Annotated in this window: 22 protein-coding genes and 1 riboswitch; of the genes, 14 read left to right on the forward strand and 8 right to left on the reverse strand. The window is 46.9% G+C overall.

Features of this window, described 5'->3' with window-relative positions; translation table 11 throughout:
- The 4 genes from Q4488_RS11590 to Q4488_RS11605 all read left to right on the forward strand — a co-directional run.
- Nucleotides 1-193 (forward strand): hypothetical protein (locus tag Q4488_RS11590; RefSeq protein WP_303580636.1); only part of this gene is annotated, 193 nt, incomplete at its 5' end.
- A 248-nt stretch (nt 194-441) separates the two neighbouring features.
- Nucleotides 442-1,416, forward strand: coding sequence for a DUF1852 domain-containing protein (locus tag Q4488_RS11595; protein WP_303580702.1), 975 nt, complete (start codon nt 442-444; stop codon nt 1,414-1,416).
- 96 nt (nt 1,417-1,512) lie between these two features.
- Nucleotides 1,513-2,544 carry a methionine synthase gene (locus Q4488_RS11600; RefSeq protein WP_303580637.1) on the forward strand — a complete coding sequence of 344 codons (1,032 nt, stop codon included), beginning with the start codon at nt 1,513-1,515 and terminating at the stop codon, nt 2,542-2,544.
- Nucleotides 2,545-2,952: 408 nt separating this feature from the next.
- Nucleotides 2,953-3,861: a LysR family transcriptional regulator gene (locus Q4488_RS11605; RefSeq protein WP_303580638.1), complete on the forward strand. Its 909-nt coding sequence runs from the start codon at nt 2,953-2,955 to the stop codon at nt 3,859-3,861.
- 534 nt (nt 3,862-4,395) lie between these two features.
- On the opposite strand, the gene groL is transcribed toward Q4488_RS11605, so the two are convergent.
- From groL to Q4488_RS11620, 3 genes are all read right to left on the reverse strand, one after another.
- Complete coding sequence (groL, locus tag Q4488_RS11610) at nt 4,396-6,048, reverse strand: chaperonin GroEL (RefSeq protein ID WP_303580639.1); 1,653 nt, start codon at nt 6,046-6,048, stop codon at nt 4,396-4,398.
- A gap of 58 nt (nt 6,049-6,106) precedes the next feature.
- Complete coding sequence (locus Q4488_RS11615; protein ID WP_303580640.1) at nt 6,107-6,400, reverse strand: co-chaperone GroES; 294 nt, start codon at nt 6,398-6,400, stop codon at nt 6,107-6,109.
- A 142-nt stretch (nt 6,401-6,542) separates the two neighbouring features.
- Nucleotides 6,543-7,025, reverse strand: a complete 483-nt coding sequence (locus tag Q4488_RS11620) for an FxsA family protein (RefSeq protein ID WP_303580641.1) — start codon at nt 7,023-7,025, stop codon at nt 6,543-6,545.
- A 484-nt stretch (nt 7,026-7,509) separates the two neighbouring features.
- Here Q4488_RS11620 and Q4488_RS11625 point away from each other — a divergent pair, with 484 nt between their 5' ends.
- On the forward strand, nt 7,510-8,271 hold the full coding sequence (locus tag Q4488_RS11625) for an SDR family oxidoreductase (protein ID WP_303580642.1): 762 nt from the start codon (nt 7,510-7,512) through the stop codon (nt 8,269-8,271).
- A 176-nt stretch (nt 8,272-8,447) separates the two neighbouring features.
- Nucleotides 8,448-9,302 carry an alpha/beta fold hydrolase gene (locus tag Q4488_RS11630; protein ID WP_303580643.1) on the forward strand — a complete coding sequence of 285 codons (855 nt, stop codon included), beginning with the start codon at nt 8,448-8,450 and terminating at the stop codon, nt 9,300-9,302.
- Between the two features lie 20 nt (nt 9,303-9,322).
- Here Q4488_RS11630 and Q4488_RS11635 read toward each other — a convergent pair whose 3' ends face one another.
- The 3 genes from Q4488_RS11635 to Q4488_RS11645 form a co-directional block, all read right to left on the reverse strand.
- Nucleotides 9,323-10,327: an adenosine deaminase gene (locus tag Q4488_RS11635; RefSeq protein WP_303580644.1), complete on the reverse strand. Its 1,005-nt coding sequence runs from the start codon at nt 10,325-10,327 to the stop codon at nt 9,323-9,325.
- Between the two features lie 79 nt (nt 10,328-10,406).
- Nucleotides 10,407-11,999: an MFS transporter gene (locus Q4488_RS11640; protein WP_303580645.1), complete on the reverse strand. Its 1,593-nt coding sequence runs from the start codon at nt 11,997-11,999 to the stop codon at nt 10,407-10,409.
- A 48-nt stretch (nt 12,000-12,047) separates the two neighbouring features.
- Nucleotides 12,048-12,530 carry a YajQ family cyclic di-GMP-binding protein gene (locus tag Q4488_RS11645; protein WP_303580646.1) on the reverse strand — a complete coding sequence of 161 codons (483 nt, stop codon included), beginning with the start codon at nt 12,528-12,530 and terminating at the stop codon, nt 12,048-12,050.
- Nucleotides 12,531-12,646: 116 nt separating this feature from the next.
- On the opposite strand from Q4488_RS11645, the gene Q4488_RS11650 reads away from it, so the two are divergent.
- From Q4488_RS11650 to Q4488_RS11670, 5 genes are all read left to right on the forward strand, one after another.
- Nucleotides 12,647-13,561: a ketopantoate reductase family protein gene (locus Q4488_RS11650; protein WP_303580647.1), complete on the forward strand. Its 915-nt coding sequence runs from the start codon at nt 12,647-12,649 to the stop codon at nt 13,559-13,561.
- 62 nt (nt 13,562-13,623) lie between these two features.
- Nucleotides 13,624-14,481 carry a polyphosphate kinase 2 gene (ppk2, locus tag Q4488_RS11655; RefSeq protein ID WP_303580648.1) on the forward strand — a complete coding sequence of 286 codons (858 nt, stop codon included), beginning with the start codon at nt 13,624-13,626 and terminating at the stop codon, nt 14,479-14,481.
- 161 nt (nt 14,482-14,642) lie between these two features.
- A riboswitch (cobalamin riboswitch) is annotated at nt 14,643-14,869 on the forward strand.
- Between the two features lie 35 nt (nt 14,870-14,904).
- On the forward strand, nt 14,905-16,740 hold the full coding sequence (locus Q4488_RS11660; RefSeq protein ID WP_303580649.1) for a TonB-dependent receptor: 1,836 nt from the start codon (nt 14,905-14,907) through the stop codon (nt 16,738-16,740).
- A 69-nt stretch (nt 16,741-16,809) separates the two neighbouring features.
- Nucleotides 16,810-17,379, forward strand: coding sequence for a cob(I)yrinic acid a,c-diamide adenosyltransferase (locus tag Q4488_RS11665; protein WP_303580650.1), 570 nt, complete (start codon nt 16,810-16,812; stop codon nt 17,377-17,379).
- A 227-nt stretch (nt 17,380-17,606) separates the two neighbouring features.
- Nucleotides 17,607-17,873: a hypothetical protein gene (locus tag Q4488_RS11670; protein ID WP_303580651.1), complete on the forward strand. Its 267-nt coding sequence runs from the start codon at nt 17,607-17,609 to the stop codon at nt 17,871-17,873.
- 103 nt (nt 17,874-17,976) lie between these two features.
- On the opposite strand, the gene Q4488_RS11675 is transcribed toward Q4488_RS11670, so the two are convergent.
- The gene (locus Q4488_RS11675) at nt 17,977-18,783 is read right to left on the reverse strand and encodes a cobalamin-binding protein (protein WP_303580652.1); all 807 of its coding nucleotides are present in this window, start codon (nt 18,781-18,783) and stop codon (nt 17,977-17,979) included.
- A gap of 213 nt (nt 18,784-18,996) precedes the next feature.
- Between Q4488_RS11675 and Q4488_RS11680 the strand changes: the two genes are divergently transcribed.
- Both Q4488_RS11680 and Q4488_RS11685 read left to right on the forward strand, forming a co-directional pair.
- Nucleotides 18,997-20,184, forward strand: coding sequence for an NnrS family protein (locus Q4488_RS11680; protein ID WP_303580653.1), 1,188 nt, complete (start codon nt 18,997-18,999; stop codon nt 20,182-20,184).
- Between the two features lie 291 nt (nt 20,185-20,475).
- A complete protein-coding gene (locus Q4488_RS11685) occupies nt 20,476-22,326 on the forward strand; it encodes a methyl-accepting chemotaxis protein (protein WP_303580654.1) in 1,851 nt (616 codons plus the stop codon).
- 183 nt (nt 22,327-22,509) lie between these two features.
- Here the strand turns inward: Q4488_RS11685 and Q4488_RS11690 are convergent, their stop codons facing one another.
- Complete coding sequence (locus tag Q4488_RS11690) at nt 22,510-23,493, reverse strand: MDR family oxidoreductase (protein WP_303580655.1); 984 nt, start codon at nt 23,491-23,493, stop codon at nt 22,510-22,512.
- A gap of 1,181 nt (nt 23,494-24,674) precedes the next feature.
- Between Q4488_RS11690 and Q4488_RS11695 the strand changes: the two genes are divergently transcribed.
- Nucleotides 24,675-25,415: a FadR/GntR family transcriptional regulator gene (locus tag Q4488_RS11695; protein WP_303580656.1), complete on the forward strand. Its 741-nt coding sequence runs from the start codon at nt 24,675-24,677 to the stop codon at nt 25,413-25,415.
- The last annotated feature ends 31 nt before the right edge of the window (nt 25,416-25,446 follow it).

Raw genomic sequence — 25,446 nt, forward strand, 5'->3', positions numbered from 1 at the left:
CAGCTTGAAAAGGTCCAGACATTTCGCTGCACTGGCTTTCGCGTATCTGGCCATTCTAATGTCCGCAGAGAATATAAAGGATTTATTCGCACCTTCCTTAGTCTGCATCGACATCGGCGACCTTATACCCGAAATGATAGAGCGTCATGGTAAAAAATTGACGAACAACACCACCCATGAACAACGATCATAAATCAATGAAGTAATATCAATTTTTTTCATGCAACGAACCCCGTATAAAACACTTTCTGCTTTTAACTTTAAACAATATTGCAGTTGGTTCTTAACTAAGGAAGGTGCGAATAAGTCCGTTATGTTCTCTGTAAGCCAGAGGCGTAATTGACTTATTCACACCTTCCCTAAGCTTTTAGGCATAGATCCAAAAAATAGTGAAGACGACAGACTGAGAAATCAAAGAAGAAAACTGGATAGCTGATGATCATCAACAAAGATTTTACATTTACAATTAAGAGCACTTGTCTGGATGAAAACTATCACCCTTCAGACAATACGCGTATTACTACCAACTTTGCTAATTTGGCCCGAGGCCAGAGCCGCCAACAGAATTTACGCAACGCTTTAAAGATGATCGATAATCGCTTTAATGCCTTAGCCAATTGGGATAATCCCAAAAGAGACCGTTATTCTGTCGAGCTTGAAATCATTTCCGTTGATTTAGATATTAATGGCAGTGGCCATACTTTCCCATCCATTGAAGTATTGAAAACGAATATTGTTGATCACAAGACTAACAAACACATTGAAGGCATTGTCGGAAATAATTTTTCCTCTTATGTAAGAGACTATGACTTTAGCGTATTGTTGCGAGAGCATAATAAAGATCGAGGCGAATTTAGCATTCCCGATAATTTTGGCGAACTACATGGAAATATCTTTAAATATTTCATCAATTCGGAAATCTATCAGCAAAACTTTAAAAAGCCACCGGTTATATGCCTCAGCGTTTCAGATAACAAAATCTACCATCGGACTGACAATCAACATCCGTTATTAGGCTTTGAATATCAACCTAATGAAGCATCGCTGACGGAGCAATATTTCAAAAAAATGGGCTTACAAGTACGCTACTTTATGCCGCCAAATAGCGCTGCACCGTTGGCTCTCTTTTTCTTTGGCGATTTGCTTAATGATTACACTAATCTTGAGCTAATAAGCACCATCAGCACCATGGAAACGTTTCAAAAGATCTATCGACCTGAAATTTATAACGCCAATGCGGCTGCAGGAAATTGCTATCAACCGAATATGAAGAATCAAGATCACTCATTAACGCAAATTGTTTATGACCGAGAAGAGCGTACTCAATTGGCGAATGAGCAAGGGAAGTTTACTGAGGAGCATTTCATCAAACCGTATCAAGCTTTTCTTGAGCAATGGTCTGCTAACTTTGCTTGATAACTGAATTTTATAGCTGAACTTTATAGCTGAACGTTGTAGTTGAACGTCATAAAGACGTTGAAACATTAAACCCACTATACGGCATCACCGATTATGAAAACATTATTACCTACCTCCACGGCAGGCAGTTTACCTAAGCCGACTTGGCTAGCTCAACCGGAAACACTTTGGTCTCCTTGGAAATTACAGGGTGAGGAATTAATTGGCGGCAAACAAGATGCTTTACGTTTGTCATTACAGGATCAGCAACAAGCCGGTATTACGATTGTCAGCGATGGCGAGCAAACACGTCAACATTTTGTAACGACGTTTATTGAACACCTCAGCGGCGTTGATTTTAACAAACGCAAAACCGTTAAAATTCGTGATCGTTATGATGCCAGTGTACCAACCGTTGTCGGTCCCGTTACGCGTCAAAAGCCCGTATTTGTTGAAGATGCCAAGTTCTTACGTCAACAAACCAAACAACCCATTAAATGGGCTCTACCAGGCCCCATGACAATGATCGATACGCTGTATGATGATCATTATCACAGTCGCGAAAAATTAGCGTGGGAATTCGCCAAAATTCTTAATCAAGAAGCGAAAGAATTAGAGGCCGCGGGGGTGAATATTATCCAATTCGATGAGCCTGCTTTTAATGTGTTTTTTGACGAGGTCAATGATTGGGGTATTGCGACGCTAGAAAGAGCCATTGAAGGGCTTAAGTGTGAAACCGCTGTTCATATTTGTTACGGCTATGGCATTAAAGCCAATACCGATTGGAAAAAAACCTTGGGGTCTGAGTGGCGTCAATACGAACAAGTATTCCCTAAACTGCAAAAATCTAATATCGATATTATCTCACTAGAGTGTCATAACTCTCATGTGCCAATCGAACTACTGGAACTGATTCGCGGTAAAAAAGTGATGGTAGGAGCTATTGATGTGGCAACAGATAGCATTGAAACACCTGAGGAAGTCGCCGATACACTACGAGAAGCACTCAAATATGTCGATGCCGACAAGCTCTACCCTTGTACCAACTGTGGTATGACGCCTTTATCTCGTCATGTCGCAAGGGCTAAATTAGATGCCTTAAATGCTGGGACAGAAATCATCCGAGCAGAACTCGCCAGCCGGTAACCAGCCCGTCGTGTGACAGAGTCACGTTGAGCCGGTTTACTGTTTAACTGGGACGTATTGACGTTAACTCATGGTTAAACGGCTAACGCTGAACTCAAGGCAAAAAAGATAACGAGGGCATACCATTTACGCTTCACCACCATGAACGTGAATGGAGCCCCTTCAGCGAGTGGAACACTCAATAACCAGCATATCCCTTCAGCACAATAACAACGACTGTGTTGATGGCGATTTAAATGAATGACTCTCGCTCACGTCATCAGCAAATCGCTAGTAACCAGAATCACCTACCGTCATGATCATTAACGCCTTTGCTGTTAATGATCAACCGACTTATTTGATGAATTAAAATGATACAATTTCGCCAATCAATGAATTTAGTTCATCGTTAAGGCTAGGAGTTATCAGGTGTTAGAGAGAATCCATTTAGAAATACTCAATGCAATAAAAGAACATGGAACCCTAACTAAAGCGGCTGATTCATTACACTTATCCCAATCGGCATTAAGTCACAGTATCAAAAAACTCGAAGGCCAAGTGGCGACGCCGATCTGGAAAAAAGAGGGTCGAAACCTACGCCTTACTACTGCAGGAGAGCGCATTCAAGCGTTAGCGAATAGAGTATTACCGCAGTTTTTACACACAGAGTTATTACTCAATCAAATTGCAAAAGGTGAAGTGGGGGCGCTACGCATTGGCATGGAGTGCCATCCTTGCTATCAATGGCTACTGAAAGTCATTCAGCCTTATCTCGCGCAGTGGCCAGACATCGATATGGATGTGAAGCAGGAGTTTCAGTTTGGGGCTTTAGGTGCATTACTTAGCTACGAAATAGATGTACTGATCACACCAGACCCACTATTTAAGCCCAATATAGACTACATTCCTGTTTTTGATTATGAGCATCGCCTCGTCGTTTCTGCCGCGCATAAACTGGCAAAGCAAGACTTTGTCTTACCCGAACAGCTAAGCGAAGAGGTGCTGTTCAGCTACCCTGTAGAGCCGCTAAGGCTGGATATTTTTAGTCAATTTCTTAATCCAGCAAAGTGTTCGGTTAAGAAACACAAAACCATTGAAACCACTGAGATCATGTTACAGATGGTGACCGCGGGTCGAGGTGTTTGTGCCCTACCGGGCTGGCTAGTCGATGAATATTCGAAATCAATGCCTATCAAGAGCATTCGTTTTGGCGAGCAAGGGATTGGTAAACAGATCTTTATCGGTATTCGCAAGAACGAACAACATATTGATTACTTGCAGGGTTTCATCGCGCAAGCGAAAAAACAAAATGCTCAATTAGCTCAGCCTTTAGCGTAGCCACCGCCGACAGCGACATAGCGCTTTCTATCGTACTTTCAATTGGCCGCTTTCAATGGCGCTTGAGATTATTCATATAAACACACATAAGAGGCCCACGAGTCGAGTTAAGGAAGGTGCGAATAAGTCAATTACGCCTCTGGCTTACAGAGAAGCTGGAGATCAAGGCAACCGTTACAGGCATACTGGTTGTACGTCGAAAAATGTTAACGCTGAGATCCTGCTTCTCTGAAAGCCCCGAAGGGCGGATATTAGAGTGGTCATCTACTTTGTCAGCCAGCTTGAAAAGGTCCAGACATTTAGCTGCACTGGCTTTCGCGTATCTGGCCATTCAAATCTTCGCAGAGAACACAACGGACTTATTCGCACCTTCCCTAAACGGTGACGAGCAACTAACATCAGAGTACCCAGCATTCTGACAGAAAAATATTATTGCAGCTTGAGCTTGATAAGCGACGCATAAAAAAGCCCGAATAGTACTATTCGGGCTTTCCTTTATGCGGTGTTAGGGTCACACCAATAGAGTTAACACTCTTACATCATGCCACCCATACCACCCATACCGCCCATGCCGCCCATATCAGGCATGCCACCAGCAGCACCAGCTTCAGCAGGCTCATCAGCAACCATCGCTTCAGTGGTAATCATCAGACCAGCAACCGATGCAGCCGCTTGCAGTGCAGAACGGGTTACTTTAGCTGGATCCAGAATACCCATATCCAGCATATCACCGTATTCACCGCTAGCCGCATTGTAACCAAAGTTACCTGTGCCTTTTTCACGGATGTTAGCCACGATCACGGAACCTTCTTCACCGGCATTACCAACGATCTGACGCAGCGGCGCTTCGAGTGCACGGAAAGCCAACTCAATACCAACGGTTTGATCGTGGTTGTCGCCTTGCAGCGCGCCAACATTGTCCATCGCGCGGATCAGTGCAACACCGCCGCCAGGTACAACGCCTTCTTCAACCGCAGCACGCGTTGCATGCAGCGCATCTTCAACGCGAGCTTTCTTCTCTTTCATCTCAACTTCGGTAGCAGCACCGACTTTGATAACTGCCACACCGCCGGCCAATTTAGCCACACGCTCTTGCAGTTTTTCACGATCGTAATCAGACGATGTTTCTTCCATCTGTGCACGAATCTGAGAAACACGTGCTTCAATGCCAGCGTGATCGCCAACACCATCAACAACAGTCGTGCTTTCTTTCGTAATTGTTACGCGCTTCGCCTGACCCAGTTGCTCCAAAGTCGCCGTATCCAGGCTCAGACCAACCTCTTCAGAGATCACAGTACCGCCTGTTAGGATAGCAATATCTTCCAGCATCGCCTTACGACGATCACCGAAACCAGGTGCTTTAACCGCAGCGACCTTAACGATACCACGCATGTTGTTAACCACCAGTGTCGCCAACGCTTCGCCTTCAACATCTTCAGCAATAATCAGCAGCGGACGAGACGTTTTAGCTACCTGCTCCAGAATCGGTAGCAGATCACGAATATTAGATACTTTTTTATCAACAATCAGCATGTATGGGCTTTCGAGCTCAACACTCATGTTTTCTTGATTGTTGATGAAGTATGGTGACAGGTAGCCACGATCAAACTGCATACCTTCAACCACGTCCAGCTCGTTTTCCAGACCTGAACCTTCTTCAACGGTAATAACACCTTCTTTACCAACTTTCGCCATCGCTTCAGCGATGATGTCACCCACTTGAGTGTCAGAGTTAGCAGAGATAGTACCTACCTGTGCGATCGCTTTACCATCGGCACAAGGAACTGACATCAGCTTCAGTTGTTCAACAACCGCTGCAGAGGCTTTATCGATGCCGCGTTTCAGATCCATTGGGTTCATGCCGGCAGCAACAGACTTGAGGCCTTCGTTAACGATTGCCTGAGCCAGTACCGTAGCCGTCGTGGTGCCATCACCAGCAACATCGTTGGCTTGGGAAGCAACTTCCTTAACCATCTGAGCGCCCATGTTTTCGAACTTATCTTTCAGCTCGATCTCTTTTGCAACAGATACACCATCCTTAGTGACGGTAGGAGCGCCGAATGCTTTATCCAAAACAACGTTGCGACCTTTAGGTCCCAGTGTGGTTTTAACTGCATCAGCCAGAATGTTTACACCCGCCAGCATACGTACGCGAGCATCGTTACCAAACAGTACTTCTTTAGCCATTTTTAAAAATCCTGTGTCTAAAAAAATTCAATTAGAAATTCTTACCGAAAGCTTTAACTCAGCTTTCCAGTACACCGTAAATATCGCTTTCGTTCATGATCAGTAGCTCTTCACCATCAACTTTAACAGTGTTAGAACCTGCATACTGACCAAACAGTACAGTGTCGCCAACCTTAACATCCAGCGCTTGAATCTCGCCGGTACTGGTAAGACGACCAGTCCCTACAGCCAGAACTTCACCTTGGTTAGGTTTTTCAGCAGCTGAACCTGGCAGTACAATACCGCTGGCAGTAGTTGCTTCTTCTTCTTTACGGCGGACAACGACACGGTCGTGAAGCGGACGAATTTTCATTGAATCTCTCTCCTGATCCGTTGATCAAAAAAAGTCAGTTTTGTTTTATAAAGTGCAGCAACAAAGCGTTACTACAAATCCTTGGATGACACTCTAAGTGGGGGCGTCAAAAGACATTTCAACACCCAGCGTAAAAATATTTTTAGTCTTCGCGACGAAAATCTCCATCGATTATGTCGCCCGACTTTTCACGACCCCGATGCGCTGAAGAATACTGCTCATGATGAAGAGAATCTTCAAACTCAGAGCCCTGTTGCTGCTTAGACATCGCCACTAACGTTACACGGCTCATCACAAATCGGCTCAGCCATTGACGCGTATAGGGAATCAAGCAGAGAAAACCAATAACATCGGTGACGAAGCCAGGAGTCAATAACAGCGCGCCACCCACAGCAAGTACAATTCCCTCAACCATCTCGTTGCCAGGAATTTGCCCTGAATTCATGCGTTGCTGTGCCCGAGCGAGAGTGGATAAGCCTTGATAACGCAGCATATTGACGCCGATAAAAGCAGACAACAGCACTAAACCAACCGTGTACCAAGCACCTATCGCCTGACCCACATTGATCAGCACCGTGATCTCAATCACCGGAATGATGATAAAAAGTAATAGAAGAAAGCGCATAAAGCTCCAATTCTGTCTCTAAAAAGGTAAAGTGGCTTACACGCGAGTTGTACGCAGACCTCACATTGAACCAATGTGACCCTCTAAACAGCCACAAGCTATTAAAAACAACCCCGACGAGCATTTATGTTAAGCGCGCTAAGGCCGTCAGAAAAAATCCTGAACATTCAATATAGTTAGGGACTCTTGCGGTTTTTTCAACCCTGCCAAAATTGATCGCATTTGCAGCATTACGACTAAAAAACTATACAAATCCCCCTAAATAGGCATGTGCTTTTACACTTAAAAATCATATGGTTATGATATGCCTTACAAAAAACAAACACACAAGCTATTGTTTAATAAGGATTTTTAATAAAAATTAGTTCAATGAGTAGACTTTTTTGCAGAAGCGTTATAAGTTCTTAACCAAGCATTTTGCATCGCACAAAAGCAGCTATAATAAAAACGAAAATAAAATGTAGAAGATAAGGTAGTCAAACTGATGGAACTGAAAGATAAAGTAATCGTTATTACTGGCGGCGGCCGTGGCCTAGGTCGTGCAATGGCACTCGAACTTGCCGCAAAAGGCGCGAAACTGGCCCTCGCAGATCTTGATCAGGAAGGTCTTGATGAAACTATTGGTCTATGCATGGAGTTCGGTGTAGAAGCGCGAGGTTACATCGCTAACGTCTCTGATGAAGACTCCGTGGTTAAACTGTTCAACGATGTCGTCGCCGACTTTGGTGCGCTGAATGGACTGGTTAACAATGCCGGCATCACTCGCGATGGTCTGTTTATCAAGGTTAAAGAAGGTAAAGTTGTTAGCAAGATGAGCTTGGACAACTGGAACCTCGTTATGGATGTTAACCTGACAGGTACATTCCTATGTGGTCGTGAAGCCGCAATTAAGATGATTGAGCTGGGTAATCAAGGCTGCATCATCAATATCTCTTCGATCTCACGTAACGGCAACATGGGTCAAACCAACTATACGGCCACCAAAGCGGGTGTTCAGGCAATGGCTGTCACTTGGGCCAAAGAACTCGCGCGTTACGGTATTCGTGCCGCCTCTATTGCACCAGGCTTCATTGGTACCGAAATGGTGCTGAGTATGAAACCGGAAGCGCTGGAAAAAGTTGAAGCGATGATCCCTGCGAAACGTCTGGGTAAGCCACAAGAGATCGCCAATACAGTCGCCTTTATCCTCGAAAACGACTATGTAAACGGTCGTTGCATCGAAGTCGATGGCGCACTGCGTCTCTAATATCTAGAGATTCTGTGTTAATAAAAGCCAGCAGTATTGCTGGCTTTTTGTTTTATTGCGCTCGAGTGAGGTCGCTCAGACCTTAAATGATGGGAGTCAAAGCAAACTTTTAACAAAAGCCTTCATGCCCTGTAAGCTGTCATACCCACAGCCTTAGATATCAGTAGAGATCAACCATGACAATATACAAATCATCCGACGGTGAGCACGCAGTCAAACAATGCTATAACGAAGTGCTGACACTCTGGCCGGTTGCTGTTGAGTCGCTAACCTTGCCAACCCACCACGGGGACACCCATGTGTTGGCCTGTGGTGACGCTACACTGCCGCCGCTATTACTCATGCATGGTGCGATGTCTAACGCCACCGCTTGGTTACATAATATCGAGGAATGGTCGAAGCATTTTCGCCTCTATGCAATCGATATGATTGGCGAGCCGGGCTTAAGCGCAGCAGTACGCCTACCGATGGATAGCGATGCCTACGCTTTATGGTTAGATGAGGTAATGCAAGGGTTATCATTGTCTAATGTTGCCATCGTGGGTGAATCACTCGGCGGCTGGCTGGCATTGGATTACGCTAATCGCCGACCAGAAAACGTCAATCGACTCGCCCTGTTAGTACCCGGCGGTGTTGGCCCACAACGGAAATTTCTTCTCAAAGCCCTACCACTGATGTTGCTGGGTAAATGGGGTAAACGCAAAGTGCATGAGATGATCTTCGGCCCTGAAGAGAAAAACCCATCGGCGATAGATCTGAAATTTCAGCAGTTTTTTACGCTGATCAGCCAACATGTTATCCCCCGACTGGATAAACTACCGATCTTCAGCGATCAAACTCTACAAACCATCAAAGCCCCGACGCTGGCCATCGTTGCGGGTAAAGACGTACTACTCGACGCTAAAGCGACTCAAGCACGCTTGGAAGCAAACCTTGCCGATATCAAGGTTATTTATCAAGCGAATGCACGCCATTTAATTCGCGATCGCAGTGATATTTTAACCTTCCTGATGAAGCACAACCACGACTGAAATAGTCATATAGTGGTGCGCTAACGGGAAGCCGCGTAACGTTCTAACAGCTCAAGTAGTTGCGCCTTTCGTTCTGGTGTAGCGAAACTGTATTCAAAACTATGACGCGCTAACGCTATCGCTTGCTCATGGGTCATCCCTAAGCTTGTTTCGAGGGCCATAAAATTCTCGGTAAGATAACCACCAAAATAAGCGGGATCATCGGAATTAACCGTGACTTTCACGCCCTGTGCCAGCATCTGCAGAATATTGTGCTGACTCATATCGTCGAAAACTTTCAGTCGAGTATTCGACAGAGGGCAGACCGTTAGTGCTATCTTTTCTCGCGCCAAGCGCTGCATCAGTTCGGCATCATCTATCGCTCGCACCCCATGATCGATCCGATCGACTTTAAGGACATCCAGTGCATCAATGACATTCTGTGCTGGGCCTTCTTCACCCGCATGCGCCACCGTCAGCAGGCCTAGCTCACGCGCCTTGGCAAACACCCGGGCAAACTTAGCGGGCGGATGCCCCTGTTCAGAACTATCCAAACCAACAGCAATAATTTTATCCAGAAAAGGGCTTGCCTGCTGCAATGTTGCAAAGGCTTCCGCCTCGCTCAGATGGCGAAGGAAACACATAATCAAGCCAGAACTAATGCCATACTCACGTTCAGCGTCCGCAAGGGCTCGGCTGATGCCATTGATCACTGTTTCAAAGGCGATACCCCGAGCGGTATGGGTTTGAGGGTCAAAAAATGGCTCAATATGCAGCACATGCTGCGCCTGACACTGCTGTATATAGGCCCAGGTTAGATCATAAAAATCTTGCTCGGTTTGTAACACCGCAGCGCCTTGATAATAGAGATCCAGAAAATCCTGCAGGTTGCCAAAATCATAGGCCTTACGCAATTGCTCTACGGAGGTATAGGGCAACGCAATAGCGTTACGCTCCGCCAAGGCAAACATCAATTCGGGCTCTAACGAGCCTTCTAGGTGAAGGTGTAATTCAGCCTTTGGTAAGGCATTCAAAAACTGACTCATCGGTATCACTCCAGCCTAAAAAATAGCCACTTCAGTGCCCCGTGATGGCCCCTGAAACGATCATTTTAATATACCCACTTCAGCCGCTATTAACCGCGACCGCTTTTTTAGTCACGTTACTGTCTAATGAGGCGATAGGCAACCAGCGATTCGCCACAACGATTAACAACAGCACCGGCAAGCCCACCAACGTGGTGAAAATAAAGAACCACTCATAGCCCACACTATCAACGATGGAACCCGAATAGCCGCCCAATATTTTCGGTAACAACGTCATTAACGAACTAAAAATCGCATATTGCATCGCTGTAAATGAGATATTCGTGAGGCTCGACAAGAAAGCCACGAAGGCCGCGCCCGCCAAGCCTGCCGATAAGTTATCGGCGGCCACCACAATATAAAGCCAAAGCAAGTCTGCGCCTTGATCGGCTAATATCATAAAGAGTAAGTTGGTAATGGCCGATAACAGCGCCCCAAGGAACAAAATTCGCATCACTCCCTGCCGCATGGCCAACAGCCCGCCTAAAAATCCACCAAAAATAGCCATCGCCACCCCGAACGTTTTCACGGCGGTGGCTATTTGCTGTTTGCTAAAGCCCATATCCAGATAAAAAACATTCGAAATAACACCTAAAATAATATCGGATATACGATAACTCCCCACCAGCAGTAACAGCAGCAAGGCGGTGCCTTTGCCATAACGCTGGAAAAACTCTCTTACGGGAGCAACGTAGGTTTCATCCACCATCGAGCGCTGCACCAAACCACTCACTAACAACACCTTAGCCAGTAAGAAACTAACACTCCCAGCTATGCAGAAACGCAATATTTCAATCAAAAAAGAAGCTAAAGCATCATTCAACAGTAACGCAGAAAGCTGCACTTTTAACGCTTGCGCGACACCTGATGTCAGATAAAAGCAAACAATAAAACCAGATAAGGAGAGCGCGAACAGCACTAAAAACCGGCTATATTCAAGCGCACTGTGATGATAATTGCGCTGTGCACTAGCCTCTGGTTCTTTGATCATTAGGGTTGTGGCAACCCCGATCAACATCGCCAGCATCATAATCCAATAGGTATTTCGCCAAGCCTCATAGTGATAATTGCCAAGCTCCGTACCAAACCCCGAAGCGATGACCAATGCGCCAGCCCCAGCAACCACCATCGCCACACGATAGCCGGCGATATAAGCCGCTGACATCATACCTTGCAGCCGAGTATCCGCCGCTTCAATACGATAAGCATCAATGACAACATCTTGTGTCGCCGACGAGAAGCCCAGTGCCACCGCTGCCAGAGCCATAGCGACCTGCCCTTCTTGCCCCAGAGCGGGATCAATACTCGCCATCGTACCAATCGCGGCGATAATGGCCAGCTGCGCCAATAACAACCAACTCCGGCGGCGGCCCAGTAAACGGGAAAGCCAGGGTAGCGGTAGCTGATCAACCAAGGGCGCCCAGACAAACTTAAAGGAGTAGCCCAATGCCGCCCAGCTAAAAAAGGTAATATCCGCTCGCTCGACACCGGCCTCGCGTAGCCATAGAGACAGTGATGAGAAGATCAACAGAATAGGAATACCTGCAGAAAAACCCAACACCAACATCACGACAACACGCGGGTGAAGAAAAGCCTCTAGCGACTCTTTCCAGCTAGCCTGAGACTCCTGCATAGATCGTTTCCTTTCAGTTAATGATCAGCCATGACGCTAACCGCCGTCTTAATCTCGAAAGTTGGTGTATTGCAGCGGCAGGTCTAGATCGGCCTCTCGCAGCATCGCCATGACATCTTGCAAGTCGTCTCGCTTCTTACCCGTCACCCGTACTTGATCACCCTGAATCTGTGCCTGAACCTTGAGTTTTTTATCTTTAATCATTTTAATGATTTTCTTACTCAGCGGTTGATCTAACCCTTGTTTCAGTGTCACCAACTGACGGGCGCGCATATTGACCGTTTGCGGCTCAGCAATATCTAGGCTCTTAGTATCAATTTTACGACCCACCAGCTTATTGCGCAGAATATCCATCATCTGTTGTAACTGAAAATCCACTTCAGCTTGCAGCGTGATAACTTCACCAGCCAATTCAAATTTGGCATCGACTTTATTAAAATCATAGCGCGTACCGAGTTCTCGATTAGCCTGGTCTACGGCATTATTCACTTCATGCATATCCAGTTCAGAAACGATATCAAATGATGGCATCCACATTACTCCTTAAAACACTACAGCCGCCCACTGACGGTAAATTCGTTTGATCCTGCCTATCATACCGTTATGATGGTCAGACACATACCCCATTCAGTACAGGATTCTGACCTATGCACTGGCATATTCTGGGCGCTGGCGCTATCGGGTTACTCTGGGCCGCTAAATTAAAGCAAGCCGGCCATCGGGTTACATTGATTCTCCATACGCCTGAAAAACTAGCGCAATACGTTGAGGCTGACGGCTTTTCACTGACCGATGGCGCGACCACCGAGCGCTTCAATCCACCGGCGCAGCTGGCTGCCCATCAAACCCCGATTACTCACTTACTGATTACCACTAAGTCGTTTGCTGTTATCGACGCCTTTACCGCGGTGCGCTCACGGCTCGTGAAAAACGCCCGTCTATGGTTATTACATAATGGCATGGGGCCGCAACAGCAATTGACGACGGCTAACCCTCAGCTAGAAGTCTGGGCGGGTAGTACCACCGATGGCGCTTACTTTGATGCCCCTTGGCACTTAATACGTGCAGGCACCGGTACTACACAGATAGGTCGTCTCTCAAACAGCGGCAACGATGACCTGTTTGAGGCGCTCAGCAAGGTCGATAATCAGCTCTCGCTAGCCACCGATATGACGAGTGTTTTATGGCGCAAGCTCGCCATCAATTGTGCCATTAATCCGCTCACCGCGCTGTATAACTGCCGTAACGGTGAGTTATTAAAATACACTGATCGACGCGCGGCGATGGCTCAGCTATGCAAAGAGGTCGATGAGGTGGCCCACGCATTGGGAATTACACTGTTTGAACGTAAGCTGATGGAACAAGCTTGGGATGTCGCTGAACTAACCGCCGATAACTACTCCTCTATGCAGCAGGATATCAGCCATCAGCGCCCCACAGAGATTGAAACCATCACCGGTTATTTCTGCGCTAAAGCTGATCAAGCGCATATTGCAACACCGGCTAATCACCTAGTATTAGAGGCTATTCGCAACATGAGTAAGGGAAACGGTCACGACTAGCTTGCTGTTCAGCCTCGTGCGTTACTATTTTCAAAGATAATCGGACTCTCAAGGGTATGAATATGACAAAGGATAAAACACAGATCAGTGCATCCGATAAACGTAAAGCCTTAGGGCTAGGCGAGGATTACCCTTACGACACCAAGATGCCACGCAGCGACTATGAAAAAGAGAAAAAAAGGCTCCAGATAGAGTTGCTACAAATGCAAAACTGGATCAAGAAGACCGGTCAGAAAGTGATCATTATTTTTGAAGGCCGAGATGCTGCCGGTAAAGGTGGTGCGATTCAGCGCTTCACCGAGCACCTAAATCCGCGGGGCGCCCGTATCGTCGCACTCGACAAACCTTCCAGTGCCGAACAGGGACAGTGGTACTATCAACGCTATATGCAGGAACTACCCAATGCGGGCGAAATCGTCCTATTTGACCGTTCTTGGTATAACCGCGCGGGGGTTGAGCGGGTCATGGAGTTCTGTACCGAAGAGGACTACAAGTTATTTCTCAAACACACTCCGATGCTAGAACAGATGTTGGTTGAAAGTGGCGTATGGCTCTTTAAATTTTGGTTTTCAGTGAACCAACGGGAACAGTTTCGTCGTTTTGAAGAACGCCGAGAAGACCCTTTGAAACAGTGGAAACTCAGCCCGATGGATATCGCCTCCGTTGAGCGCTGGGCTGATTACACCAAAGCCAAAGAAGCGATGTATCACTATACCCATACGGAATTTGCGCCCTGGACCACCATCATGTCCGATGATAAGAAACGCGCCCGTCTGAGCGCCATGAAGATTGTCCTTGACGCCCTGCCCTACAAAGACCCAAAAGATAAAAAAAATCTCACCCCCGACAGCAATATCGTTGCCGATGCGATGGACCGTCTACCTCAATTTAGCAAAAAGCACATTCCAGATATTGATTAAACATTAATCAAATATGCGTCACATCACGCCGCCCCATAAAACAATCGATAGGGTCGGCTGACGCCCGAGACAAGCTATATCATCAAAAGTTCAATCAAATGATCCGAATTCATCAATAGCTGACCGATTTTCATTTGACCAGAGCGCAGCTGCAACATAAAGTAGCGCCTCGTTCTACTGGTGCCCAATGCTGATTCTACAGCTAGGGTTAATCGGGAAGACTGGTGCGCTCCTCAACAGAGCAACTCCAGCGCTGCCCCCGCAACGGTAAGTAACTGCAAAACTGATATAGCCACTGTCATGGGAAGGTGTCAGTTGTTGTTTGATGATCGGCTCATCACCGATCAGGTTACAAGCCCGGAGACCGGCCAGTAGTCAGTCCACTTTTTCAGTGCACGGTGGGTGCGCTAAACAGGAATTATAATGAACAGACTCCCCCTTTATCAGGCTGTACTGCTGGGTACTTCGCTGATCTCTGCTACCGCTGTAGCACAGGAAAACACCGCTACTACTCAAACATCAGACACCAATACTCTAGAAACCATGGTGGTGTCGGCTAACCGAATCGAGCAAGCTGCAACCGAAACGATCGCATCCGTCTCGGTTATTACCGCCGAAGAGATACAGCGTTCTCAGGTGAGTTCAGCCAAAGCGGCCATCAACTTGCTACCCGGAGTCAATTTTACCAGCAGTGGTGCCCGTGGTCAGGCGGCTAGTCTCTTCACCCGAGGCACAGAGTCGGATCAAACCTTGATTCTGTTAAACGGCCTCCGCATCGGCACCTCTTCAGCATCAGGTACTCGTCTAGAATTGATACCTGTCGATCAGATTGAAAGAATTGAGTTTGTCAGAGGGCCACGTTCTGCGCTTTATGGTTCAGATGCCATTGGCGGCATTATTCAGATCTTCACCAAACAAGCTACCGGCGAAACCAGCGGCTCTGTCGCCGTAACGGTGGGTGATCAAGGCACAAAAAAAATTGCCGCAAACATCGTACAACAATACAGTGACACCGGCAGCATACTACTATCGGTATCTAGTGATCATGATGATGGTATCGATGTAAAAGATGACAGCGAGACAGATAAAGACGGTTATCGCAATCAATCCGCCAATATCACAGTAAACCAACAACTGAATGAACAGTTCGATCTCACCCTGCAAGCCGCTAAGTGGCAAGGTAACAGTGAGTTCGATTCGTCTTATAGTGGTAATGAATCTGATTTTGAAAACGAACTTTACTCGGGCAAAATCAGTTACGCTGACGAGAGCTTTGAAAGCGCTGTCACGGCGGCATTTACCAGAGACGATAATTTGACTTATGGCAACGGTACCAGCCGCAATGATGGTACGCGCTATGTGACTGAACGCAAACAGCTTAACTGGCTGAATAGCTTCTTTATCGACAACAATACCGTAACGGCCGGTATCGATTATACTGATGATGATCTGAGCGATAGTAGCGCTACATATACTGATACTAGCCGTGAAACCAAAGCGCTGTTTGCCGGTTTGTTACATCAAGGTGAACGTTATCAAATTGAAGCGAGTGGCCGCTATACCGACGATGATCAATTTGGCGATAACTCAACCTATAGCTTAGGTTATGCATATCAATTTGAGCCCGTAAAGGTAGCGTTGAGCTATGGCACAGCCTATAAAGCTCCGACATTTGACGATCTTTATCTGACTAATCCATCCTGGGGTTACCAAGGCAATCCAGACCTAGAACCTGAAGAATCCGAAACAACAGAATTGAGTTTTTCAGGCAAGGGTGAAATCAGCAACTGGGAAGTTAGTTTATACAAAACAAACGTCAAGAACCTGATTAGCTCGAACAGTACTTATACCTCAGTTATCAATATCGATAAAGCCGAAATCGAAGGTGCAGAGGCTAGTTATCAGATCAGCTATGGCAACTGGAATCAAACACTGTCTTATCAGTACGTTGATGCGAGAAATGCAACCACAGGGAAGAGACTGTTAAACCGACCACAGGACACGGTTAAATGGCAGATTAACTATGCCACCAACCAATGGGCGGCGGGCAGTGCCCTCATCTGGGAAGGCAAGCGTGATACTTATAGCGGTTCTCTGGCTTCCTTTGCTGTTGTCGACTTTTTCACAACCTATCAAATCACCCCTGAGTGGCAGCTAGGTGCGCGGGTTGAAAACTTATTCGATAAGGTATATCAAACCAATTATGGCTATTATACTCAGGATCGCTTAGTCACCGCGACAGCCCGTTACAGTTTCTAATAACTGAACATTTATCGCTGAACACCAGAGGCCGGGCTATTAAACCCGGCCTTTTTATTGGGAGTTAACATGACAAACCGTCTGACTAAAATCTACACACGTACCGGTGACAAGGGCACTACGTCACTGGCCAATGGCCATAAAGTGGATAAGTGCCACCCACGTATCGAAACCCTCGGTGACACCGACGAGCTTAACTGCCTACTCGGTGTCCTGATTGCTGAACTCCCCGCTCAGGAACCGTTAAGGAAGCAGTTGCTACAGTGCCAAAATGATCTATTTGATCTGGGTGGTGAATTGGCCGTTGCCGATCCCGCTTACACCGTGATCAATGATGCAGTGATCACCGAGCTAGAACAACAGATCGATGCGATGAACAGCACCTTGCCTCCCTTAAAGGAGTTTATCCTTCCGGGCGGTAATCGAGCAGCAGCCCTCTGCCATCAAGCCCGTAGTGTCTGTCGTCGAGCCGAAAGACGGATGGTGGAACTGACACAGCAGGAGACAGTCAATCAGATAAGCGCTCAATATCTGAACCGACTATCGGATCTACTGTTTGTTGCCGCTCGTATGCTGGCCCGACAGGAAGGAGAAGAGATCTTATGGCAGCCGCGCAAACCGAACGTGTCGAAGACATAAACGCTCACGTTGTAGAATGGCAGTAGAGAACAGTAAACTTAGCGCGAATGAATCACATCAATTGATACGTGCTATTAAATAATAGTTATTAACGAGCGCTATTAAAGAGCACTATTAAAGAGTTCTATTAAAGAGTGCTATTGAATAGCACGAACACAGACCTCATCTACGGGTCTAACACACTTAACACATTCAACAAACCTAACAGACAGTTGAGAGAAACCAATATGTTGCGTTTAATCACCCCACTGACCCTTTCAGCCATGTTATTAGCGCCATTGGCACAAGCGGACTGCGCCGATGAGCAAGCGTGGTGTGAAACCAAATGCGAAGTTAAACATATGACCGATGATGCTGCTGTCAGCGGCTGCAAATCTAAATGTATCGCTGCACGCGCCGCCTGCAGTACACAAGCAGGCGCTGAAACCGCTTGGGATGCCACCAAAGAAGCCGCTAAAGATACCAAGTCATTCTTCAAAGGGCTGACCGAATAAAGGCGCTAAATCAATATCAATACAGCATTCAGCTCGGCACCATGACACACAACGACAAACAGCGCGGATGACATTCGCTCTGTGGCGTTTAGCTCGCAGTTATTCACTTGGGATTCACATCCCGTGCCTGCTGTAACGCCTCACAAACCTGCTGAGCGCCTTCGAGTAGACGCATCGTTGGCCGATAGAGTAGATCTTCATTAAGCCGATAAAACTGCTCATGCCGGCTAGCCGCTAACGCTGGCCATGACAACCATTGCTGCTGCCAGCCATCTGGGACATTTTCCCCGGTTAGAATAACCTGCGGATCGGCCTGTAAAACCGATTCGATCCCCAGATGAGGCACCGCCTCTGACTGCGCAGCAAAGATATTCTCGCCGCCACACAGATCAATAACCTGACTAATCATCTGACTGTTATTCACCGTCATCAACGGCTGATGCCAGAGTTGATAAAAAACCCGCAGCTTGGTTCGATCAGCATAAGTTTGCTGCAATTGTTGCCAACGTGTTTCAAACTGTGCAGCCTGAGACTCCGCTTCAGGCAATTGCAGCAGCTGCCCTAATGCGCGAAGGTTATGCGGGATATCACTAAACGCTTGAGGATCTGAATAATAAACCGGAATCCCCAACTGCTCGAGCCGCTGTAGCGGCAGCGATGGATTCCCTCCAGACCAAGCCACCACCAGATCGGGCTGCATGGCAATAATGGCTTCTAAATTGAATCCTTGAGAATCACCCACGATGGGAATCGTTTGTGCCTGTGGGGGATAGTCACTATGACTCACCACACCGACCACATAATCACCCGCGCCGATCGCGAACAAGTTTTCAGTGATATGAGGCGCTAAGGCAATCACCCGCTTTGCCGGTTGAGCAATATCAAGCACACGCCCATCATTATCTGTCACACTAATGTCTGCTTCCGCTAACGAAGCCATTAAACACTGACTGCATACAAATAAGGTAAATCCGCGTAACGTTGGCCGCATAACTAATCGCCGAGTAAGAGTGAATCTGAATAACTCAATTCTACCCTACCCCGCGATAAAAGGTGCCATCACAGTCATTGAAATTTAAGACAATAGTATGTTTATTGCAGCATGAACTAAGGGCAATTATTAATGCAGATTCAAGAACCAAATCAAGGCAAACACTTTGCCCTTTTTAATCTGGGCTTTCGTCCCTTTTTCTTATTCGCAGCACTGTCGAGCATGTTACTCATGAGCTATTGGCTGATACTGTTAAGTAAAACTCAACCCGGTTATCAGTACTATCAACTCAGTCAGATATGGCATGGTCATGAAATGCTGTTTGGTTATGCGGTGGCCGTGATTGCCGGTTTTTTATTGACCGCTGTACGTAACTGGACCTCGATACAAACACCTTACGGCGCACAACTGGCTGGACTTTTTCTGCTCTGGCTAGCAGGGCGTTTATTACCCATTTTCGCAGAACTCATTACTCCACTTCCCGCTGTCCTCATCGCGGTAACCGATTTGCTTTTTTTACCATTGATCGCGTTAGTCATTGGTGTGCCAGTTATCCGCTCAGGCAACTATCGCAACCTTGTCTTTGTCATTATTTTACTCGCACTGACGCTGGCTAACGCACTGATTCATCTGCAACTACTGGGTATCACGCAAACAACCCTAGGCAGTGGTTTGCAATTGGGTTTAGGGCTGATCATCGTGGTTATGATCGTCATGGGGGGACGCGTTATTCCCTTCTTTACGGAACGCGCGTTAGCATTTGAAGCCAAGCGATACCGCTGGCTGGAGGCTTCAGTCATCCCGTTAGCGGCCGCTTGGTTGATCGCCGATCTATCACCCTTCACACTGATTGCCAACCTACTGGCAGCGCTCAATGCTGCCGTCCATTTACTTCGCCTGAGTGGTTGGTTCAAATTACGCATGCTACGCAACCCGCTGATCTGGGTTTTGCACTTAGCCTACCTATTTATCCCACTCGGGTTTGCCCTGAAGGCTCTCTCTGGGATGGCCTCTCTATCCCCCTACCTTGCCATTCATGCCTTTGCTGCTGGTGCAATCGGATCGATGACCATCGGCATGATGGCTCGCGTATCATTGGGGCATACCGCACGACCATTGAAGCTGGCTAAAATCACCGTCGTGGCTTTTATCTTGATGATGATATCGGGGCTTATCCGGGTGTTTCTGCCACTGATTCCCGAGCTTCATTCAGTGTCAATCCATATCTCCGGCGGCTTATGGGTCATCGCTTGGTTACTCTTTTTAATTCCTTACACACCGATCCTGTTGCAACCTAGGCTTGATGGTCAGTTTGGCTGATCAATCCTAGGCATCATCATGGGGCAATAGGTCGTTAAATACAGCCGACGAAAGTGCTCAGTCGCACATTTATGAGCCAGCATCAGCACCATATTAGTGCAAATCGATGCGTTTATGTGTGATTAAGCTGATCTATCATGACGTCATTCCCTTTTATTCACGATAACCGCAGACTTAGCGTCATAAACTAAGGGAATGCGTCTACTTTATTCCTGATATGAATTTTATTTTCATATGGAACAACATTTGCTTGTAGATAGGGCTTATTAGGTAGTCCTGACGGAATGAGCAATGACACTATTGAGTAAAATCTTTGGCACATCGAACAATAAAACGCCGGATGATACAGGCGCACCTATAATCAACACCTCAGTCAACCAAACGATTGATGTGCCCTACTTTTCAGCCGATGAAAAACGTTTCTATCGTGCATTACAGCTGATTAGCAGTCAGACTGCACAACTGTCTCGACAAATATTCAGAGCCCTAGAAGCACAACAAAACTTTCTCTCAGAGATTAATCAACGCGCCGCCAAATTAGACACCGACTTAAACGTGGCTAATGATTATTTAAACAGTTCTAACGCCACCGTCAGCACACTACAGCAACAGATTGAAGCAGAAGTACAGGATGTTAATAGCTCGATTAATCAATCGCTGGATGAGATCAGTCACTCTCTATCGGAAAAATCTAGCAGCGTTAATGAGGTGCTCGATGGCATTCTGAACATCGGTAAAGGGGTCAACCTGTTAGCCCTTAACGCCTCTATCGAAGCCGCGCGGGCCGGTGAACATGGCCGCGGCTTTGCAGTGGTAGCCGATGAAGTCAGACGGCTAGCCAACGTCACCACGGAACAAGCCCATCAAGCCGCCAAACAACTCGACTTCTCTCAGGTCAATACCGATCTAAACAATATAAGCCGAGCCAATAGTGAAAAGCTCGATAATTTTGTCAAGGTCACTCAATCGGCTACCGAACAATTAACTGAATTATTTAACTCCATCGCCACCCAACTCAGTGCCGTGATGGACAATACCGCCGTCATCTTTGAAACCCTGGAGATGAGTAACGGTGCCATGCAGCGGATCGATAACAAAAACCAGTTAATTAATCATGTTGTCGAAGAGATGTCGCACGGGTTAGATAAAGTTGATATTCATAGTGCCGATATTCAGCTAGCCTCTCAAACGATCAATCAAACACTGAAGAAACTGCATCTCGTCGCCGATGCCGGACATGATCAGTTGGATGATATTCTGCGTAGAGGCAAGCTGCGCGTTGCCATCGAACCTAACTTCGTCGGTTTATCGTTTCGAGAAAAACTAGGTCAGCCTTTGAAAGGGCTTGATGTCGATTATGCTATGGCCTTTGCTCAATACCTCGGGGTTGAGTGTGATTTTATCGAAACGCCGTGGGATATGTGTACAGAGTTACTCACCGCAGGTAAAAAGTTTGGTCAGCCGCCCGCCGATATTGTCATCAGCGCATTACCGCCATCGGCAGAATACGATAACGCCGCTTACTCAGAAGCCTACACATACCTGCCATGGGTTTTAGCCCGTAGGAAAGGCGACACGCGCATCAACTCGATTCAAGACTTACAGGATAAAGTGGTTGGCGTCATCAACGATCCCGCCGGTTTAATGATTCTCGAAGATCTCGGTATCCGTTGGAGCAGTAACGAAAACAAACCCGGCGGCCACATCACCCTGAACAATCTTATCGCCTACTCTGATCAAGCTCGCATCCATCATTGCTTGGCTGATGGCATCGTTGATGCGTTCGGCATAGACCTGCCCATCTATTACTGGGCATGTAAGAATCAAGCTAGCCCGTGGTCCGATAAAATTGAAATCATTCCCGGAAACCTAGCCCCGCGGCCTTTTTTCTACACCATGGTCGTTAATAGCAGCGCCTCAAGTTATCGCTTATTAGCCCAGGCCAATCGCTTCATACACTGGTTTAAACAACAGAGTGCACGCACCGCTATCGAACAGAAATGGCAAGGCTCGGTGCTCGATGGTAGCGGCTCTTATCGTGATGAGCCGGGCAACCTGTTAGGCGAAGCAGATCTCAAAAAACGTTATGAAGCTCACTGCCACAAATTTAACCTTGAGCCTAAAAGCCTTGACCTTGGTTAACGTGAAAACGTCCTCACCAGCGAGCTGACATCGACTAGTAAGGTTCAGCCGCACGCGCACTCAGCATCTGCTCAGTGCGAGGCAGTTTAATCAGACTGGCGTATTATTAATGCTAAAAAGGAGACTTACGGTCTCCTTTTTCACTCTGTAGCGCTTATCAGCAAGCGATAACCCCTTACCGCATCATAGATTAGGGTCCACCAGCGTGCGTCCCTGAATTTTACCCGCCACAATATCCGCTGCCGCCTGAGGCACATCCGCTAAACCAATGACATGGGAAATCTCACCCAAGGCATTATCGGGTAGATCCGTCAGCAAACGCTGCCAAGCAGTCGCTCGAATAGCCTCTGGACACATCACCGAATCAACCCCTTGTAAACGGACATTTCGCAAGATAAAGGGCATCACCGTAGTCGGCAGTTTATAACCCCCCGCCAGACCACAGGCCGCCACGGTACCACGATAATCAGTCTCGGCTAACACCCGCGCAAGCATGGTATCGCCGACAGTATCGATCGCGCCGGCCCAGCGCTGCTTTTCCAGCGGACGCGCAGCTTCTGCCATTTCGGCACGTGATAACAATTCGCTAGCGCCTAAGCCTCGCAGATATTCATGCGTCGATTCACGCCCCGTGACGGCAGCAACGGTATAACCCAACTGACTCAAGATAGCGACGGCGACGCTACCCACACCACCTGCGGCACCGGTAACGACTACCGTTCCCCGCTCAGGCGTAATGCCCCCTTCTTCTAGCGCCATGACACACAGCATCGCCGTTAATCCCGCCGTCCCGATCGACATCGCTTTAGCGGCATCCATCCCTTTAGGCATTTTAACCAACCACTCCGGTTTCATCCGTGCATACTGACTATAACCACCCCAGTAGCGTTCACCGACACTCCAGCCGGTCATAATAACTTGATCGCCGGGCTGATAATCAGGGCTGCGAGATTCTTTAACCACACCAGCGAGATCGATCCCCGGCACCATCGGAAATTGATGCACAATCTTACCGCTACCGGTTACCGCTAAACCGTCTTTATAGTTCAGTGAGGAATAACTGACCTCCACCAATACATCTTCATCCGGTAAATCACTAAGTTCCAACGTTTTAACTGCAGAAAGCGTTTTTCCCTCTTCCTGCTCCAATACCAGCGCCTTAAACATAACTCACCTCACTTTAAACGGTTTTATCTTCTTATCGCATCCCAAGCGCCTGTTTGTCGATGCTATACAGCTAAACGAAGTGCAGCATCTCACGCCCAGCGTCGCTCAACTGAGTACGACAAAGCAGACCAATAGTCTTGCATCTCTATTTGTCTTACAAATTAACATATGGCCAAATCTACACCATTTTAATTTGTCTTACAAATTAACCATAAGTCGTAAATATGCCATAACGACACACTCATTATTGTGGTTTCCAGATGGTACCGGAACCCAATTCCAACTTAGCTGGATTGGCTACAGCTACCGTGATACATGACTTATCTACTGTTTCAAGCTACTTTCAAAACACCCAAAATCCAGCTCAAAGTGGTACTGACTTATAGGGCCCTAAATCACAGTCATCACATAACCTCAGCATAAACTTATCTAAGCCAAGCCTTACTCGCACATGTAAGAATAGCTTTGTATAGAGAAAAGTCTTCAGCTATAACCGCATCTTTTGAATAAACGTTACAAACGACAGCTCAGCAAGCGATAAAGTGTCTGCGATTGACTGATCGATTCAGTCACCTAAAATTTTATTCAAAAAAACGTTGTTCACTTTGCCTGGTAACCCAATTTAGTTATTCAATTAATTTAGGGAAACTCCATATAGAGTTGTGTAAATACCTGACAGGTATGCTTTCATTACCTGCTAACTCGTCCACTGCTCCTGAAAAATTGAAAATTTATTGTTATCGAACGGCTATCCAGGCAGGAGTAGCGTCATATTTTCAGACATTTTATCCACATGAGCCGATGATTTTTCCTAACCGATAGCCACCGTTTAGCTTTCCATCTGTCTTAAACTTATTCCTTGTCTTTACGCTAAAGGCATACAGCAAGTTTTTTCACAAGCTTGTGTTCACCCCACGCCTATGGATAACTCGTCTTAAGGGGGATAACGGCCTACCTGTCACATGACACCTTTATGCTGTAAAATGGATACACTTTAATAATAGCTAATTGATCAATATCCATACTTGTTATAGTTAATTCCAGCATGACTAGGATTCTCAGGAGCAATGCCATTCCAAGTAGGATTTGCAAGACTTTCCTCTCGAGATTGGTTTCGATAACCCTCTGAAATTAAAGACATTAGAGTTCCTTGCTGAACGGGAACCGACAGGAGATACCCTGTGAGTTTAGACATCGCCCCTATCGCGCAACGCAGTCTATCGAGCCAGATCGCTCAACAGATCCGTCAAGCGATTATGGATGGTTCTCTCAAAGCCGATGACCGTCTTCCTACCGAGGGAGAGTTAGCGCTGCGCTATCAGGTATCTCGTCCAACCATTCGTGAAGCACTGAAACGCTTAGCCGCTCAAAATCTGGTTCGATCACGCCGTGGTCCCACCGGCGGCACGTTTATCAATCGTCCATCCGCCGCCGACTTAAGCGATGCTCTGACCAGTGCAACGACGCTATTAGTGGGTATGGATGCGTTCTCGATGGATGATATCAATCAAACTCGCCTACTGCTGGAAAGCAATTGCCTGCAGTTAGCCGCGCCTCTGATCAATGAAGAGCAACTTGAAGCATTAGCACGGGAACTCGCTGAACAGCAGAATGACACGCTCACCGCGGAACAGTTTTGTGCTTCCGATGTGCGCTTCCACCGCCTGATAGCCGAAGCCTCTGGAAACCCGCTCCTCAGTTTTATTATGTTCAGTGTCATCGAGGCGCTACAACCCATCAGCAACATGGTCACCTTTCGTTTTCGTGAACGCTCTGTGATCATCGATCAACATCAACGAATTTTACAGGCACTGAGTCAGCATAATGCCGATCAAGCCTGTGCCGTATTAGCCGAACAAGTGGCTTATCTGGCAGAAAAGTATCATCAGGCACAGCAATGGAAAGCCGAAACAACAACTTAAAGTTGAAATGATCTCACCAAAATAACATAGG

Source organism: Amphritea sp. 1_MG-2023, assembly GCF_030547545.1.
Classification (GTDB): domain Bacteria; phylum Pseudomonadota; class Gammaproteobacteria; order Pseudomonadales; family Balneatricaceae; genus Amphritea.

Bases quoted from the DNA above. Each gene is read 5' to 3' on its own strand.
- Q4488_RS11600 (WP_303580637.1), top strand. From the start codon at position 1,513: ATGAAAACATTATTACCTACCTCCACGGCAGGCAGTTTACCTAAGCCG.
- groL (WP_303580639.1), bottom strand. From the start codon at position 6,048: ATGGCTAAAGAAGTACTGTTTGGTAACGATGCTCGCGTACGTATGCTG.
- Q4488_RS11615 (WP_303580640.1), bottom strand. From the start codon at position 6,400: ATGAAAATTCGTCCGCTTCACGACCGTGTCGTTGTCCGCCGTAAAGAA.
- Q4488_RS11620 (WP_303580641.1), bottom strand. From the start codon at position 7,025: ATGCGCTTTCTTCTATTACTTTTTATCATCATTCCGGTGATTGAGATC.
- Q4488_RS11625 (WP_303580642.1), top strand. From the start codon at position 7,510: ATGGAACTGAAAGATAAAGTAATCGTTATTACTGGCGGCGGCCGTGGC.
- Q4488_RS11630 (WP_303580643.1), top strand. From the start codon at position 8,448: ATGACAATATACAAATCATCCGACGGTGAGCACGCAGTCAAACAATGC.
- Q4488_RS11635 (WP_303580644.1), bottom strand. From the start codon at position 10,327: ATGAGTCAGTTTTTGAATGCCTTACCAAAGGCTGAATTACACCTTCAC.
- Q4488_RS11640 (WP_303580645.1), bottom strand. From the start codon at position 11,999: ATGCAGGAGTCTCAGGCTAGCTGGAAAGAGTCGCTAGAGGCTTTTCTT.
- Q4488_RS11645 (WP_303580646.1), bottom strand. From the start codon at position 12,530: ATGCCATCATTTGATATCGTTTCTGAACTGGATATGCATGAAGTGAAT.
- Q4488_RS11650 (WP_303580647.1), top strand. From the start codon at position 12,647: ATGCACTGGCATATTCTGGGCGCTGGCGCTATCGGGTTACTCTGGGCC.
- ppk2 (WP_303580648.1), top strand. From the start codon at position 13,624: ATGACAAAGGATAAAACACAGATCAGTGCATCCGATAAACGTAAAGCC.
- Q4488_RS11660 (WP_303580649.1), top strand. From the start codon at position 14,905: ATGAACAGACTCCCCCTTTATCAGGCTGTACTGCTGGGTACTTCGCTG.
- Q4488_RS11665 (WP_303580650.1), top strand. From the start codon at position 16,810: ATGACAAACCGTCTGACTAAAATCTACACACGTACCGGTGACAAGGGC.
- Q4488_RS11670 (WP_303580651.1), top strand. From the start codon at position 17,607: ATGTTGCGTTTAATCACCCCACTGACCCTTTCAGCCATGTTATTAGCG.
- Q4488_RS11680 (WP_303580653.1), top strand. From the start codon at position 18,997: ATGCAGATTCAAGAACCAAATCAAGGCAAACACTTTGCCCTTTTTAAT.
- Q4488_RS11685 (WP_303580654.1), top strand. From the start codon at position 20,476: ATGACACTATTGAGTAAAATCTTTGGCACATCGAACAATAAAACGCCG.
- Q4488_RS11690 (WP_303580655.1), bottom strand. From the start codon at position 23,493: ATGTTTAAGGCGCTGGTATTGGAGCAGGAAGAGGGAAAAACGCTTTCT.